General features: G+C 60.2%; 12 protein-coding genes, 1 tRNA gene and 1 pseudogene. 8 read left to right on the forward strand and 6 right to left on the reverse strand.

The window, feature by feature from the left end:
- Positions 1-64 precede the first annotated feature (64 nt).
- Both ACYZT3_RS24775 and ACYZT3_RS24780 read left to right on the forward strand, forming a co-directional pair.
- Positions 65-2,122 (forward strand): methyl-accepting chemotaxis protein, encoded by a 2,058-nt coding sequence (locus ACYZT3_RS24775; RefSeq protein WP_462030948.1) that lies wholly within the window; start codon positions 65-67, stop codon positions 2,120-2,122.
- A 116-nt stretch (positions 2,123-2,238) separates the two neighbouring features.
- Positions 2,239-2,315, forward strand: a tRNA-Met gene (locus tag ACYZT3_RS24780).
- A gap of 97 nt (positions 2,316-2,412) precedes the next feature.
- Here ACYZT3_RS24780 and ACYZT3_RS24785 read toward each other — a convergent pair.
- Positions 2,413-3,522 (reverse strand): DUF2817 domain-containing protein, encoded by a 1,110-nt coding sequence (locus ACYZT3_RS24785; RefSeq protein WP_282378794.1) that lies wholly within the window; start codon positions 3,520-3,522, stop codon positions 2,413-2,415.
- 164 nt (positions 3,523-3,686) lie between these two features.
- On the opposite strand from ACYZT3_RS24785, the gene ggt reads away from it, so the two are divergent.
- The 3 genes from ggt to ACYZT3_RS24800 all read left to right on the forward strand — a co-directional run bounded on the left by ggt (position 3,687) and on the right by ACYZT3_RS24800 (position 6,473).
- Positions 3,687-5,519 carry a gamma-glutamyltransferase gene (ggt, locus tag ACYZT3_RS24790; RefSeq protein ID WP_282378792.1) on the forward strand — a complete coding sequence of 611 codons (1,833 nt, stop codon included), beginning with the start codon at positions 3,687-3,689 and terminating at the stop codon, positions 5,517-5,519.
- A gap of 276 nt (positions 5,520-5,795) precedes the next feature.
- The gene (locus ACYZT3_RS24795) at positions 5,796-6,098 is read left to right on the forward strand and encodes a type II toxin-antitoxin system HigB family toxin (protein ID WP_282378790.1); all 303 of its coding nucleotides are present in this window, start codon (positions 5,796-5,798) and stop codon (positions 6,096-6,098) included.
- A 3-nt stretch (positions 6,099-6,101) separates the two neighbouring features.
- Positions 6,102-6,473: a helix-turn-helix domain-containing protein gene (locus ACYZT3_RS24800; protein WP_282378788.1), complete on the forward strand. Its 372-nt coding sequence runs from the start codon at positions 6,102-6,104 to the stop codon at positions 6,471-6,473.
- A gap of 143 nt (positions 6,474-6,616) precedes the next feature.
- Here ACYZT3_RS24800 and ddlA read toward each other — a convergent pair whose 3' ends face one another.
- Together ddlA and ACYZT3_RS24810 are read right to left on the reverse strand one after the other, a co-directional pair.
- Positions 6,617-7,711, reverse strand: a complete 1,095-nt coding sequence (gene ddlA, locus ACYZT3_RS24805) for a D-alanine--D-alanine ligase (RefSeq protein ID WP_282378787.1) — start codon at positions 7,709-7,711, stop codon at positions 6,617-6,619.
- Between the two features lie 10 nt (positions 7,712-7,721).
- On the reverse strand, positions 7,722-8,363 hold the full coding sequence (locus ACYZT3_RS24810; RefSeq protein WP_462030949.1) for a LysE family translocator: 642 nt from the start codon (positions 8,361-8,363) through the stop codon (positions 7,722-7,724).
- A 150-nt stretch (positions 8,364-8,513) separates the two neighbouring features.
- Between ACYZT3_RS24810 and ACYZT3_RS24815 the strand changes: the two genes are divergently transcribed.
- On the forward strand, positions 8,514-9,323 hold the full coding sequence (locus ACYZT3_RS24815) for an AraC family transcriptional regulator (RefSeq protein WP_462030950.1): 810 nt from the start codon (positions 8,514-8,516) through the stop codon (positions 9,321-9,323).
- 77 nt (positions 9,324-9,400) lie between these two features.
- Complete coding sequence (locus tag ACYZT3_RS24820) at positions 9,401-9,769, forward strand: cupin domain-containing protein (protein ID WP_462030951.1); 369 nt, start codon at positions 9,401-9,403, stop codon at positions 9,767-9,769.
- Between the two features lie 123 nt (positions 9,770-9,892).
- Here ACYZT3_RS24820 and ACYZT3_RS24825 read toward each other — a convergent pair whose 3' ends face one another.
- The 3 genes and pseudogenes from ACYZT3_RS24825 to ACYZT3_RS24835 form a co-directional block, all read right to left on the reverse strand.
- Positions 9,893-10,501, reverse strand: coding sequence for a methyl-accepting chemotaxis protein (locus ACYZT3_RS24825; protein WP_462032422.1), 609 nt, complete (start codon positions 10,499-10,501; stop codon positions 9,893-9,895).
- A pseudogene (locus ACYZT3_RS24830) lies at positions 10,481-11,209 on the reverse strand (PAS domain-containing protein); the annotation flags it as partial. The pseudogene ACYZT3_RS24830 and the gene ACYZT3_RS24825, both read right to left, overlap by 21 nt.
- A 129-nt stretch (positions 11,210-11,338) precedes the next feature.
- Entirely contained in the window at positions 11,339-12,652 is a 1,314-nt protein-coding gene (locus ACYZT3_RS24835) for an MFS transporter (RefSeq protein ID WP_282378782.1), read from the reverse strand.
- A gap of 200 nt (positions 12,653-12,852) precedes the next feature.
- Here ACYZT3_RS24835 and ACYZT3_RS24840 point away from each other — a divergent pair, with 200 nt between their 5' ends.
- Positions 12,853-14,271, forward strand: a complete 1,419-nt coding sequence (locus ACYZT3_RS24840; RefSeq protein WP_462030952.1) for a short-chain fatty acid transporter — start codon at positions 12,853-12,855, stop codon at positions 14,269-14,271.
- The last annotated feature ends 33 nt before the right edge of the window (positions 14,272-14,304 follow it).

The following is a 14,304-nucleotide window of genomic DNA, read 5'->3' on the forward strand; positions in this document are numbered from 1 at the left end:
CGTCGCGGCCGCAACGGTCTCGACGCACGCCGATGGTGCGTGGTGTCCAGAGGAGTTTTGGGGCATGCAAGCTTTTTTATCACCGGGGATCGGGTTGCTGGGGCGTTTTGGCTTCGCACGCAAATTTCAGCTGTTGTTCCTGCTGTTTATCCTGCCGCTGACGGGCAGTCTGTGGATGATCGGTCAGGACTATCGCGACAAACTGAACCTGATCTCCGGCGAACGTGCCGGGGTTCGGCAACTGCTTGCCCTGGATGCTCTCGATAACCTGCTCGCCGCCCAGCGTGACCGCGCGGCTCGCTGGCGCGCCACAGAAACCAATCGCCAGCCGACGCCAGCGACTATCGCGGCGATGGCCGCGTTCGATGCGGTTCAGCCAGCCCTCGCCCAAGCCACCTCGGACCTCGGCAACGCGCTGCAAACCGAAGGCGCCGAGGGCGAAACCCTGGCCCGTTATCAAACCCTGCAAACCACCCTCAACGGCCTGGACTCGAAAAGCCTGAGCAGCGTCGGTTGGTGGCCGGACGGTTACGATCGGTTCACCAATGCCTTAAGTGCCCTGCAAGCCTTGCGCGAGCAGATCGCCATGGATACTCGCCTGACCCTCGCGCCGTGGCTGGAAACTTATCTGCTGACCCAGATTTCCACGCAGCACGCACCCGACCTGATTGAACGAGTCGGCCGCCTCGCCAGCGTCGGTCAGGCATCAGTGGTGTCTGGACAGTTCACTCTGCAAAGCCGTCTGCAATTGCGCGACTTGCGCAGCCGCATCGGCGATGCCAGGGAGCAGCTTGTCAAAACCGCGAGCCTGCTGGAGGCGCGGCTGCCCAGCGCGTTGCAAGCCTGGTCCGGGCAATACCATGACAGCCTCAAGCACCTGGACGCCGCGTTGAAAGCCCTCGATGACGGCGTGTTCGGCGGCAGCATCAAGCTCAAGCCGGAAGAGTTCGAACGCAATCTCGACGCCCTGCTCTCCGATTTCGCTTCGTTGCGTCAGCAGTCGCTGGTGTCGCTGGATCAGCGTCTGGATTACTACCACGGTTCGGCCATTCGCCAGTTCATCCTCGTCGCGACAATTTTTGGCTGTCTGCTCTTGGCCGCGCTGTACCTGTTCATCTGCTTGCAGGCCTCGATCCGTCGCAGCGCCAGCGGCATCACCCTGCTGGCCGAAGCCTTGCGTGACGGCAATCTGAGCCTTCAAGTACCGGTGCAGGGCCGCGACGAACTGGCCGCCATCAGCACCGCCCTCAATGTTGCGGTAGTGCAGCTGCGCAATAGTCTGCTGGGGGTCGATCATGAAACCTTGCAGCTGAGCAACGCGGTGCGCACCCTCAACCATCACTCCAGCGGTGCCTTGGGGGAAGTCGAAGCTCAGCAGTTGCAGATCAGCCAGATCGCCGCGGCCGCCACACAATTGGCCGCCACCTCGCAAGGGGTTGCCCAGAGTTGCGAGCAGGCCTCCGGCAGCGCTCAGCACACCCAGCGCATCGCCGCCGACAGCAGCCGTGACAGCCAGCGCACGACGGCAAGCATTCAGCAACTCAATCAGCGCTTGAACGACACCGCCGCAGCACTGGGTCGGGTCAGTGAGCAGGGGCAGCAGATTCAATTGGTGGTGGACACCATTCGCGGGGTTGCCGAGCAGACGAATCTGTTGGCACTTAACGCCGCCATCGAGGCCGCTCGCGCGGGTGAGCAAGGTCGCGGTTTTGCGGTGGTGGCCGACGAAGTGCGCAGCCTGTCACAACGCACCCAGTCCTCCACCGCGCAGATTGCCGGCACAGTCGACAGCTTGCGCAACACAGTGAACGAAGCGGTAAGCTTGATGGAAGCCGCCTGCGGTCAGGCTCAATCCGACGCTGAAGCCGTCACTGGCCTGGGCGAACGGTTGGGGGAAATTGCCGATGCCGTGCAAAGCGTTACCGACACGCTGGCGCAGATCGCCACAGCGGTCGACGAGCAAGCGACCACCGCCGACGAAGTCAGCGGCAACATCCAGCAAGTCGATCAGGCGGCGGTACGCTTGCTCGAAGGCGCGCGGGCGGTGAACCTGGCGGCGGACACCTTGAGTCAAGGCAGCAAGGCCTTGAGTGCCAATACCGGGAGATTTCAGCTCAGTTGACGCCCTCCCCTGGCGCGTTTTTTCGGCTCAGGTGGATAAGCGGTTGAAAGCGTAGAGAAATATTTTAGATTTACGCTTGACACATCATCGTTACGAGCCAATAATGCGCGCCACTTGGCTACATAGCTCAGTTGGTTAGAGCATAGCATTCATAATGCTGGGGTCCGGGGTTCAAGTCCCTGTGTAGCCACCAAGTACTAAAAACGGCTTACCGAAAGGTAGGCCGTTTTTTTATGCCTCGAAAAAAGTGCCCCGCATAAACAGCGCGCCGAGCCACCCAATAAGTCGCATCAGGAACAAATCGCCGGCAACGCTGACAACGCCCGCTCCCATATCTGCCAGGTACGCAGCCAGACCATCGCCTGCCAGTCGCTGTCAGCGGGATAGAACTGCTCAAGCAGATTCAGTTTTATCGCGCGCCCCACGCCATCATTTGGATTGCCGTGCAGGTGCAGCCAGTGATCGTCGCGCAAGTGACGATGAACCTCGGCGCCGGGATACGTCCCGCACTCAATCACAAACGGCATCAACCGTACGTGCGGCAGCGCATTGATCAACGCCTGCGAGGTGTAGCCGGTGGCGGTGGCCGCAACACCGGTTTCGCTCAGCGTGTCGGCGCCGGTCAGCAGCGTGTAGAGCCACGGGCCGTAAATGGCCTGCGCATCCGCAAGCGCCGGATAGGCAGCCTCGGTAATGGTCAGCAACATCGGATGACCATACTCTCCGGCGCCGGTGTGCAAGTCGAAACACATGGCCACTTCGGCATGGGAGACATGCTTTTGAAGGATCTGATGCAACGTACGGTTCGACCAGCTCGGTGCCCGTCCGCCGTAAAACAAACCATCGGGATGACAGTGCTGGCCGCCCTCGACAATCGACATCACCGCTGGCCAGCCGTGTTCGCCGATCTGCGCATTGAGCAACGCATCGGCGCGATCACGCTCAGGGCCTTGCAACTCCGTGCAGGCATAGATTTCATGCAGCGCTGCATAGGCTTGGTTATCCGGCAATGCGTGGTCGAAGTTCAGGTGATTGCGATTCAGGTCGATGTTGTCTTCGTTGACTCGACGCAGCCACGCAGTGCCCCAGGGATTGATCAGGTGGATCATCACCACCGCGACATCGGCCGGCAACGAACGCTTGCCCAACGCCTGCAACCACTTGATCTGACATCCCGAACCATAGAAGCCTTCAACGCCGTGAGTGCCGCTCAGCGCAATTAGCAAACGCTTCGCGCCCGGATCACCAAGCACCGCCACATCGGTGCTCAGTGACTCACCGAACGGCCCGTTGAGTGGATGCGGGTACTCGGTCAGCGCCGCACCGGCCGCGGTCGCAGCGGCCAGGAATTGATCACGCTGAGTGCGGTAACTTGGCTGTGTGGGGAACTCGGTCTGCATGTCTGCCTCTTGTTGATCTTCTGGCCAGTCTGTTGCCTCGACCCTACAGAAAATCCTCCACTTCATGAAGGACGAAAGTGTCTTTGCTGTAGGCCTTGGTTTGCGTCGCTCCCTGTCGGCCGATAAAGTCCCCTGATCTTTCCCACGGACGGAGTGCCCCCCACGTGTTCTCAGCCTTCCACTTGAGCCACTATCGCCTGTCAGCCCTTTCGCTGATCGCTGCTGCTTTAACCCTCGCAGCCTGTAGCGCCCCGACCACTTCGACGTTGCCTGTTGCGCCGGAAATCGCTTCGGGTTATCGCGCCGATCTGCAGACCCAATACGCCTCAAAACACATGGCGGCCGCGGCCAATCCGCTGGCGGCCGAGGCCGGACGGGAGATGTTGCGTCAGGGCGGTTCGGCAATCGATGCCGCGATTGCGATGCAGGCCGTGCTGACGCTGGTCGAGCCGCAATCCTCGGGCATTGGCGGTGGCGCGTTGATCGTGCTGTGGGATGGCAAGGCCGTGCGCACTTATGACGGTCGCGAAACCGCTCCGGCCGGTGCCACCGAGAAGCTTTTCCTGCAAGCCGACGGCAAACCGATGCCCTTCACCCAGGCGCAGATTGGCGGCCGTTCGGTGGGGACACCGGGCGTGTTGCGGGCACTTGAGTTGGCCCATCAGAAACACGGTCACCTGCCGTGGGCGCAGCTGTTCGAACCGGCCATCAAACTCGCGGAGCAAGGTTTCGCCATCTCGCCACGCCTTCACCAGTTGATCGCCTCGGACTCGTCCATTCGACGCTCGCCGGACATGGCGGGCTACTTCTTGAATGCCGATGGCAGCCCGAAAGCCGTCGGCACGGCCCTGAAAAACCCGGCACTGGCCGCTGTGTTCAAACGCATCGCCAAGGAAGGACCGGATGCGTTGTACAAAGGCCCCATCGCACAAGAGATCGTCGCCAAGGTTCAGGGCCACGCCAACCCCGGCAGCCTGTCGCTGAACGACCTCAACGGCTACAGCGCCAAGGAGCGCGCGCCGCTGTGCACCGACTACAAACGCTGGCAGGTCTGCGGCATGCCGCCACCGTCTTCGGGCGGGATCGCCGTGGCGCAGATCCTCGGCACCTTGCAGGCTCTGGAATCCCGTGACCCGCGTTTTGCCCTAGCGCCACTAAAGCCGGTCAAGACAAACAAACCTGCGGGTATTGAACCGACGCCTGAAGCCGTGCACCTGATCTCCGAGGCCGAGCGCCTGGCCTACGCCGACCGCGCGCTGTACGTGGCCGACGCCGACTTCGTACCCGTCCCCGTCAAAGGTCTGGTGGACCCGACTTACCTGGCCAGCCGCGCCGCGCTGATCGGGGATCGCAGCATGGGCACCGCCAAACCCGGCACCCCGCCTGGCATTCAGGTCGCCTACGCGCCGGATCGCTCGCCACTGCGCATCTCCACCTCGCAAGTGGTGGCGGTGGATGACGAAGGCGGCGCCGTGTCGATGACCACCACCGTGGAAGCCGCGTTCGGCTCGCACCTGATGGTCCAGGGCTTCCTGCTCAACAACCAGATGACCGACTTCTCGTTCATCCCCGAGGAGAATGGCCAGAAGGTTGCCAACCGCGTCGAACCCGGAAAGCGCCCACGCTCATCCATGGCACCGACCCTGATTTTCGACCGCCAGAGCGGCGAATTCCTCGCCAGCGTCGGCTCGCCCGGCGGCTCGCAGATCATCGAATACGTCGCCAAATCCGCCATCGGCCTGCTCGACTGGAACCTCGACCCACAAGCCGCCATCAGCCTGCCCAACTTCGGCAGCCGCAACGGCCCGACAGAACTGGAACAGGGGCAGTTCAGCCCGGCGCTGATTCAGGCACTGAAGGACAAAGGGCACAGCGTCAACGAGATCGACATGACCAGCGGGATCCAGGCGATTGTTCGGGTGAAGGATGCTCAGGGGAGAACGTCGTTGGCGGGAGGGGCCGACCCGCGGCGTGAGGGAGCAGCGTTGGGGGATTGAATCGTACGCAGGAATGAGCAAGGGCTTACCGGGAGGTAGGCCTTTTTTTATAGGTAACGAATACTGATCGGCCATCTTGCGCCGCCTTTTCCTACCCACAGATGACTGCTTCTTGGATAGAGTTTGAAGATCAGTTTTTCCCAGTTCCGCGTCTGCCCCAGCTCATCAAATCAGCTGTCGGCAGTGCTTGATTACAGAAGTCGAACTTGCACCTCCGCACATCGGATGCGCCACCACAGACTTGCATCAGTCCCACGACGGGACTAGGATCACTCCATGAGAATCATCGCTATCAGTCAGCTGAAAAGGTTTTGGGAGAAATACCCAGACTCGGAACAATCCTTTCTGGCCTGGATTGATGAGGCAAAAAATGCTGAGTGGAAAGCGCCAACGGACATAAAGGCGCACTTTGCTACCGCCAGTATTCTCAAAAGCCGCAGAGTCGTGTTCAACATCAAGGGCAATGACTTTCGGTTGGTAGTCGCTGTGGCCTATCGCTTCGGCGCCGTGTACATAAAATTTGTCGGCACTCACAAGCAGTACGACACGGTCGACGCTGATACCGTCGAGATGGAGTAACCCATGGACATTCGCCCCATTCACACCGACGAGGACTACCGTGCAGCCCTCAAAAACATGTCAGCGTTGTTCGACAACGAACCAGAGCCTGGCACCCCCGAGGGTGATTACTTCGACATTATGATCACGCTGATCGAAGCCTATGAATCGAAGCGATTTCCCGTGGACCTGCCCAATCCAATCGATGCGATTAAGTTTCGTATGGAGCAGTCCGGCCTGTCTGCTGCAGACCTCGCACCCGCCATTGGTCGCACAAACCGAGTGTATGAAGTGCTCAATGGCAAACGTGCATTGACGCTTCCGATGATCTGGAAACTTCACGATCTATTCGGGATACCCGCGCAGAGCCTGATCAAGCCGGTAAAGCAGGCTTGATCAGGTGCCAGTTGACTCTTGAAAATGCATCAACATGACCCACGGTGCCTTCACCAGCGCGATCGCGTCCCTGCCGACAGCCAGACGTTACGTGCACTGACCTTCATGACGTGTCTCCTCGAATAATTATTGTTGTATTCAGCCTAGCGAGAGATCTTCAGCGCCTGCCGCGCCTTATGCTTCTCCAGCGCCAGTTCGATCAATCGGGTGACCAGCTCGCTGTAAGTCATACCGGTGGCCTGCCATAGCTTGGGGTACATGCTGATGCGGGTGAAGCCGGGCAACGAGTTGATCTCATTGATCAGCACTTCGCCGCTCTCGGTCAGGAACACGTCCACACGCGCCAGCCCCGAACAGCCCAACACCTGAAACGCCTCGACGGCCAGGGCACGAATGCGTTCGTTGGCCTCGATGCTAATGTTGGCGGGCACCACGACTTCCGCTGCTTGAGCGTGGATGTATTTGCTGTCATAGGAATAGAACCCGCTGCGCACCACAATCTCGCCACAACCGCTGGCGATGGCGTCTTCATTGCCGAGCACCGCGCATTCAATCTCGCGGCCACTGACGGCGGACTCGACCAAGACTTTCTCATCGAAACCCAGTGCCAGCTCTACAGCTGCCGCGTACTCGGCTTCGTCATTCACCTTGCTCACGCCCACGGAAGATCCCTGGTTCGCCGGTTTGACGAACAACGGCAAACCGAGTTTGCCTTGCACCTCGGCAAACCCGGTGCGCGTCGCGGTGGCGCGGGTCAGGGTGACGAAGGGCGTGACCGCCAACCCGGCGTCACGCAACAGGCGTTTGCTGATGTCCTTGTCCATGCAGACGGCCGAACCGAGCACGTCGGAACCGACAAACGGCAGATCGGCCATGCGCAGCAGCCCTTGCAGGCAACCGTCTTCGCCCAAGGTGCCGTGGACGATCGGGAAAATCACATCGACGTGACCCAGCAGTTCCTGACTGGAAGTTTCCACCAATTGCTGACTGACCTTGCCCGGCACGACGGCCAGCTCGCGGTTGGACCGGTTGAGGGCGATCAGCGCCGGGTTTTCCTGATTGAGCAGGAAGTTTGAAGGGTCGTTAAGGTGCCAGTGGCCTTGCTTGTCGATGCCGATCAACACCGGCTCGAAGCGCGAACGATCCAGCGCATCGACGATGTTTTTCGCCGATTGCAACGACACTTCGTGTTCAGCCGAACGGCCGCCAAAAATAATGCCTACCCGCAGTTTGCTCATTCAGAACTCCTCAACGATTGGCTAACAGATGCGCCCCGAACAGTAAGTAGCAACTGCCGGCAAAGCGATCCAGCCATTTACGCGAACGATCATAAGCACCCGCGACCCGACAGCTGGCAAACAGCAGTGCCACGCTGCAATACCAACTGAATGACAAGGTCGCCATGGTCAACACGGCCAGCGCCAGCAACATCGGTGGCGGTGAAGCCGGCATGGCAGTGGCGAAAATTGTTGCGACGAACAGCGCGGCCTTCGGATTGGTCATGTTGCCTACAAAGCCCCGGCCATAAGCTGATAGCAGCGTGCGACCTGCCCCATTCAACGAGCTGCTATCGCCCGGCACACTCGGCGTTTTTTGCTTGAACTGCTTCAAACCCAGATAGATCAGGTAACAACCGCCGGCAATCTTGAAACTCAGATAGAGCGTCGGCGCAGCGCTGAACAGCGACTTGATACCCAAACCACCCGCCACCCCCCAAAGCACGGTCCCCGTGGCCACGCCCAGTGCGGCGACAACGCCATGGCGTCTGGAGCAACTGGCGGCCAGTTGTGCGGTGTTGAAGAAGTTCGGCCCCGGCGTCACCACCGCGACCGTCCATAACAGCGCCAACGACAACAACGGAGCGGCGTAGCTCAAGTGGGATAATTCCATGATGTGGGGCGCCTTCGTGGCTTATGAAATATGCAACACCTTGCAACATTAGTCCGGGGTTTTCTACCCGCCGGGCGATTCCATCGGCAGCAGACAGGCGGCTGGTCACTGGGGTAACGTATTGCGCAACGAGCTCAAGGCAACACCACCATGGCCAAGCACACGCCTTCCATCGACTGGTTCCACCGCGCGCCCGACGTCGGCGGGCTCCAGCGTTTCGAGGCGTTTTTTGCAGGCCACGGCTACGACCTTCACCGCCACGACACCTATGCGATCGGCCACACACTGGCCGGTGTGCAGAGTTTTCAGTACCGCGGTGGCTGGCGCCACAGTCTGCCGGGCGGGACCATGGTGCTGCACCCGGACGAAGTTCACGATGGCGAAGCCGGCACCGAGACCGGTTTCCAGTACCGAATGATGTACATCGAACCGGCGCTGATCCAGCAGATGCTCGGCGGGCAGCCGTTGCCGTTCATCAAGACCGGTCTGTCGACTGATCCACGTTTGTTTACCGCCACCGCCGTGCTGCTGCGAAGCCTCGATTGTCCCCTAGATCCTCTGGAAGAACAGGATGCGCTGTTCGATCTGGCCCAAGCCTTGAACTGCGTTTCCGGCGTGCCTGCCACCCGCCAGAGCTTCGACTACGTGGCCGCCGAACGCGCGCGGGAATTCATTCACTGCGCCCTGGATCGCAGCGTGACGCTGGAAGAACTGGCGCATCACAGCGGTCGCGATCGCTGGAGTCTGTCGCGGGATTTTCGCCTGTTGTTCGGCACCAGCCCTTATCGATACCTGACCATGCGCCGCCTCGACCTGGTCCGCTCGCTGCTGATCCAGGGCCAGTCACTGGTCAGCGCCGCGCTGATCGCCGGCTTCACCGATCAAAGCCACATGACCCGGCAGTTCAGCAAAACCTACGGCCTGTCGCCGGCCCGCTGGATGAAAATGCACCGCCGCTGAGCCACGCACAATCGTTCAAGAAGCATGCTCGAAGCGCGGGCTATCGTGGCTTTACGATCAACCACGAGAGCCGCTTCATGAAAGCTTACGAAAGCCTGAATTTCGCAGAAAAAATCGCCAAAATCGGCCCCTACTGGACGCCTCGGGTCATCGCCGAAATGAACGACTACCAGTTCAAGGTGGTGAAACTTCTGGGAGATTTCATCTGGCACGATCACCTTGATACCGACGAAACCTTCATCGTGCTCGAAGGGCAATTACGTATCGACTTTCGCGATGGCCACGTGTTGGTGAACGCCGGCGAAATGTATGTGGTGTCAAAAGGTGTCGAGCACAAACCGTTCGCCGAGCAGGAAGTAAAACTCCTGCTGATCGAACCCAAGGGTGTGCTGAACACTGGCAACGAAGGTGGCGAGCTCACTGCGCAGAATGACGTTTGGGTGTGAAAGGCCGGCTGCTTACGGCTGCAGAGCCTTGGCCAAGGGAACCGGACGGCGGTGAGAAACGCTCATGATGGCTGCTCCTGGGGAAAACGCCGATTGTAGCGATTTCCACCGGGATGGCAGGTATCAAGTTGCCAGCTGATTGGCAAACTGCCCGACCGCGTTCACCACTTTCTGTGCACCGTCCTGAATCTCGACAATCACCGTGCCCGCCTCCGCCGCCAACGCCAGCCCCTGCTCCGCCTGGAGTTTGCCCTCGGTCATTAGCGCCACGGCGTTGCGCGCCATGTCCTGGTTCTGACGCACCACGCCGACGATTTCATCGGTTGCCTGGCTGGTACGCGAAGCCAATTGCCGGACCTCATCCGCCACCACCGCGAAACCACGCCCCTGTTCCCCGGCCCGAGCCGCTTCGATGGCCGCGTTGAGCGCCAGCAGGTTGGTCTGTTCGGCAATCCCGCTGATGGTTTTGACAATGGTGCCAATCACCAGCGACTGCTCGTTCAGCGCTTCGATGCCTTCGCCGGCGGTCTGCATATGCCTGGCAAGGTCACGCATCACGTTCACCGCCTGAGTGACCACGGCGTTACCGCGCTGCGCGCTGCTGTCGGTTTGCTGCGAGGTGCTGTAGGCAATGTTCGCCGCTTCGGCGACGGCTCGCTCCTGATTGACCTGATCGGTAATCACCGTGGCGAACTTCACCACTTTGTAGAGTTTATTGTTGGCATCGACCACCGGGTTGTAGGAAGCCTCCAGCCAGACCGCGCGACCGTGGCTGTCGACGCGCTTGAAACGGTCGGCGACGAACTCGCCTGCATTCAAGCGGCGCCAGAAGTCCTGGTACGCGGCGCTGTTGTAATCCTCCGGTTGGCAGAAGGTGCGGTGATGTTTGCCCTTGATCTGCGCCAGGCTATAACCCATGCCGCTGAGGAACCGGTCGTTGGCTGCCAGCACGTTGCCATTGAGGTCGAACTCGATCACCGCCGTGGAGCGCACGAGCGCGCCGATCAGGTTCTCATGATCACGGGACGCCTCGATGGTGCGGGTCAGGTCACTGGAGTAAATCGAGAAGTGCTTGATCCGACCGTCCGCGGACCGAACCGGCTGCATGATCGAGCGCAGCCAGGCTTCCTGGCCATTGCCGCGCAACACTCGCACCGTGCCGGCAAAGTGCTCGCCACGGGTCAACGCGACCTTGAAGCGGTGGTGGAATTCGTCCGACTTCACATGGGCCGGGACGATGTCTTCGATGTGTCGGCCGATCAAGTCGTTGCTTTTGTAGAGCAACTCACCGAGGAAATTCTGGTTGACCGATTGAATCCGCCCATCGGTATCGAGGGTCAGGACCAACATCTCGCTTTCCAGACTTTCCTTCACTTGCTGGAGGCTGGAGAGTTCTTCGCGAAGAGCCGACAGCTCCTGCTTCAAGCGTTTGTTGAACATGGGGATACACCGATGGACAGGGATAGAAAGCGGTATGCAGCCTAACCATCGGCCTTGGGGATATTTTCTGAAGCGTGTTTCAGAGTTGCCATACAAAAATAGTTGCTACACGAACGGTCCTACCTTCAATTACATCGCGCCAGCAGGCGAACAGCTTCCAACTTTTGGCATCCGCGTCCCGAAATACGCGGCGCTGCTCACACCCACAGCCCCCATCACCGCGCAGAAGATCACGCAGATCCATGGGCTCCACGGCATCAGACCGATCAGCAACAACGGTGTGATACTCGCCCAGGCGGCGTAGGCGATGTTGTAAGTGAAGGAAATGCCCGAGACACGAATCCGCGCCGGGAACAGGCTGACCATCACCGATGGCACCGCGCCGACCACCCCACAACTGAGACCGGCCACCGCGTACGCCAGACCGATCCAGTTGCCACCGATAATCAGGCAGGTATAGAGCACGCCGATGCCCAGTGGCAGCAGCAGGCTGTAGAGCATCACCGTGCGCCAGGCGCCAATGCGGTCGACCAGCAGCCCGGCGAGTACGCAGCCGATGTTCAGAAAAACAATGCCCAAGGCACTCAAAGCGAAGGTGTGGCTGGCGGTCATACCGAAGGTTTTCTGCATCATGGTCGGGGTGATCACCACGAACACCACCACCGCCGAGGTCAATACGCAGGTGAGAATCATCGCCGGCACCATGGCCAGACGATGCTCACGCAAGACCGTGCGCAGCGGCAGCTCGACGGCTGCATCGCGTTGGGCCTGCATGGCCATAAACACCGGGGTTTCGCTGAGCCAGCGGCGTAGCCAGACGCCGATTACGCCAAACACGCCGCCCAGCAGGAACGGGTAACGCCAAGCGTAATCAAGTATTTCTGCCGGGGTGAATGCCTGTGCCAGGAACGTCGCCGTCAGGGCGCCGATCAGGTAACCAAAGGTCAACCCGGCCTGCAGGAAACCGAGGGCATAACCGCGATGCCCGGCCGGTGCATGCTCGGCGACGAACACCCAGGCGCTCGGCACTTCACCGCCCACCGCCGCGCCCTGGAGGATTCGCAGGGTCAACAGCAGCAGCGGTGCGAAATAACCGATCTGGGCGTAGGTCGGCATGATGCCGATCAACAGGCACGGCAGCGCCATCATCAGGATGCTCAGGCTGAAGACCTTTTTGCGGCCCAGTCGGTCGGCGAAATGCGCCATCAGAATCCCGCCCAACGGCCGCGCCAAATAACCGGTGGCGAAGATCCCGTAGCTTTGCAGCAGACGGAGCCACTCCGGCATTTCTGGCGGGAAGAACAGCTGGCTGAGGGTCAGTGCAAAAAATACGAAAATGATGAAGTCGTAGATTTCCAGCGCGCCGCCAAGCGCCGCAAGGCCGAGGGTCTTGTAATCCGAGCGGGTGAACGGCGCCGGGCGCGAGTGGATGTTGGCAGTCATGAAAAGAACTCTGGCATAGGCAAAAAACCAAGGCGTCCATGGTCTACGCAAACGCGCCAACGGACAACCCGTTACACCAAAGTCCCAAACTCGTAAAACTTCGTCACAAAAAAGGTCGATTGATTTACTGTTGGCAGCTGTCCAGACGGGCGTGTGCGGCCCTGAGGATCACAACAAACATAAAAATTCGAGGTACACCCGTGGCCGCTGATATCGAAGATACCCGCTCTGCCCGCTTTGCCCTGCGCTGCTCAAGCTTTGCCGAACGCTGGTTCCCCGATTCCTGGGTGTTTGCCGCACTGGCGGTGATTATCGTCGCCGTGGCCACCCTGTTTATGGGCGCCAAGCCCATCGACGCCGCCATGGCCTTCGGTGACGGTTTCTGGAGCCTGATCCCGTTCACCATGCAGATGGCTTTCGTGGTGATCGGCGGTTATGTAGTCGCCAGCTCGCCACCGGCGGTGAAACTGATCGACCGGTTGGCGCGGATTCCGAAAGACGGCCGCTCGGCCGTGGCCTGGATTGCGTTGATCTCGATGGTCGCTTCGCTGCTGAACTGGGGGCTGTCGCTGGTGTTTGGCGGTTTGCTGGTGCGCGCCCTCGCCCGTCGTACCGATCTGAAAATGGATTACCGTGCCGCCGGTGCTGCCGCCTATCTGGGCCTCGGAGCAGTGTGGGCCTTGGGCCTGTCCTCGTCCGCCGCGCAATTGCAGGCCAACCCGGCCAGCCTGCCGCCGTCGATTCTGTCGATCACCGGCGTGATTCCTTTCACACAAACGATCTTTCTCTGGCAGTCGGGCGTGATGTTGCTGGCACTGATCGTGATCTCGCTGGTCATTGCCTACGCCACTGCACCCGGCCCGAACTCGGCCCGGGATGCCAAGGCCTGCGGAATCGATCCGAGCTTTAATATGCCGCCATTGCAACCGCGCACCCGCCCCGGCGAATGGCTGGAGCACAGCCCGCTGCTGACGATTTTGCTGGTGCTGCTGGCGGCCGGGTGGCTGTTCCATGAGTTCTCGACTAAACCTGCGATCAGCGCGATTTCCGGGCTGAACACCTACAACTTCCTGTTCATCATGCTCGGCGCCCTGCTGCACTGGCGCCCGCGCAGCTTCCTTGACGCAGTGTCCCGCGCGGTACCGACCACCACGGGTGTCCTGATCCAGTTCCCGTTGTACGGTTCAATCGCCGCGCTGATGACCACCGTCAAAGGCACTGACGCTCAGACGCTGGCTCACCACATCTCGACCTTTTTCGTACAAATCGCGTCCCACGACACCTACGCGCTGCTGATGGGCGTGTATTCAGCGATCCTCGGCTTCTTCATCCCGTCCGGCGGGGGCAAGTGGATCATCGAAGCGCCGTACGTCATGCAAGTGGCCACCGACCTGAACTACCATCTGGGCTGGGCCGTGCAGATCTACAACGCCGCCGAAGCCCTGCCGAACCTGATCAACCCGTTCTACATGCTGCCGTTGCTGGGAGTGCTCGGGTTGAAGGCGCGGGACTTGATCGGGTTTTCGTTCGTGCAACTGCTGGTGCACACCCCGCTGGTGCTGTTTCTGCTGTGGGCGTTGGGGACGACGCTGACGTATACGGCGCCGGTGATGCCATAACGCAAAGAAGGGCCGATATTTCTATCGACCCCT

This window comes from Pseudomonas sp. MDT1-16 (assembly GCF_054898115.1).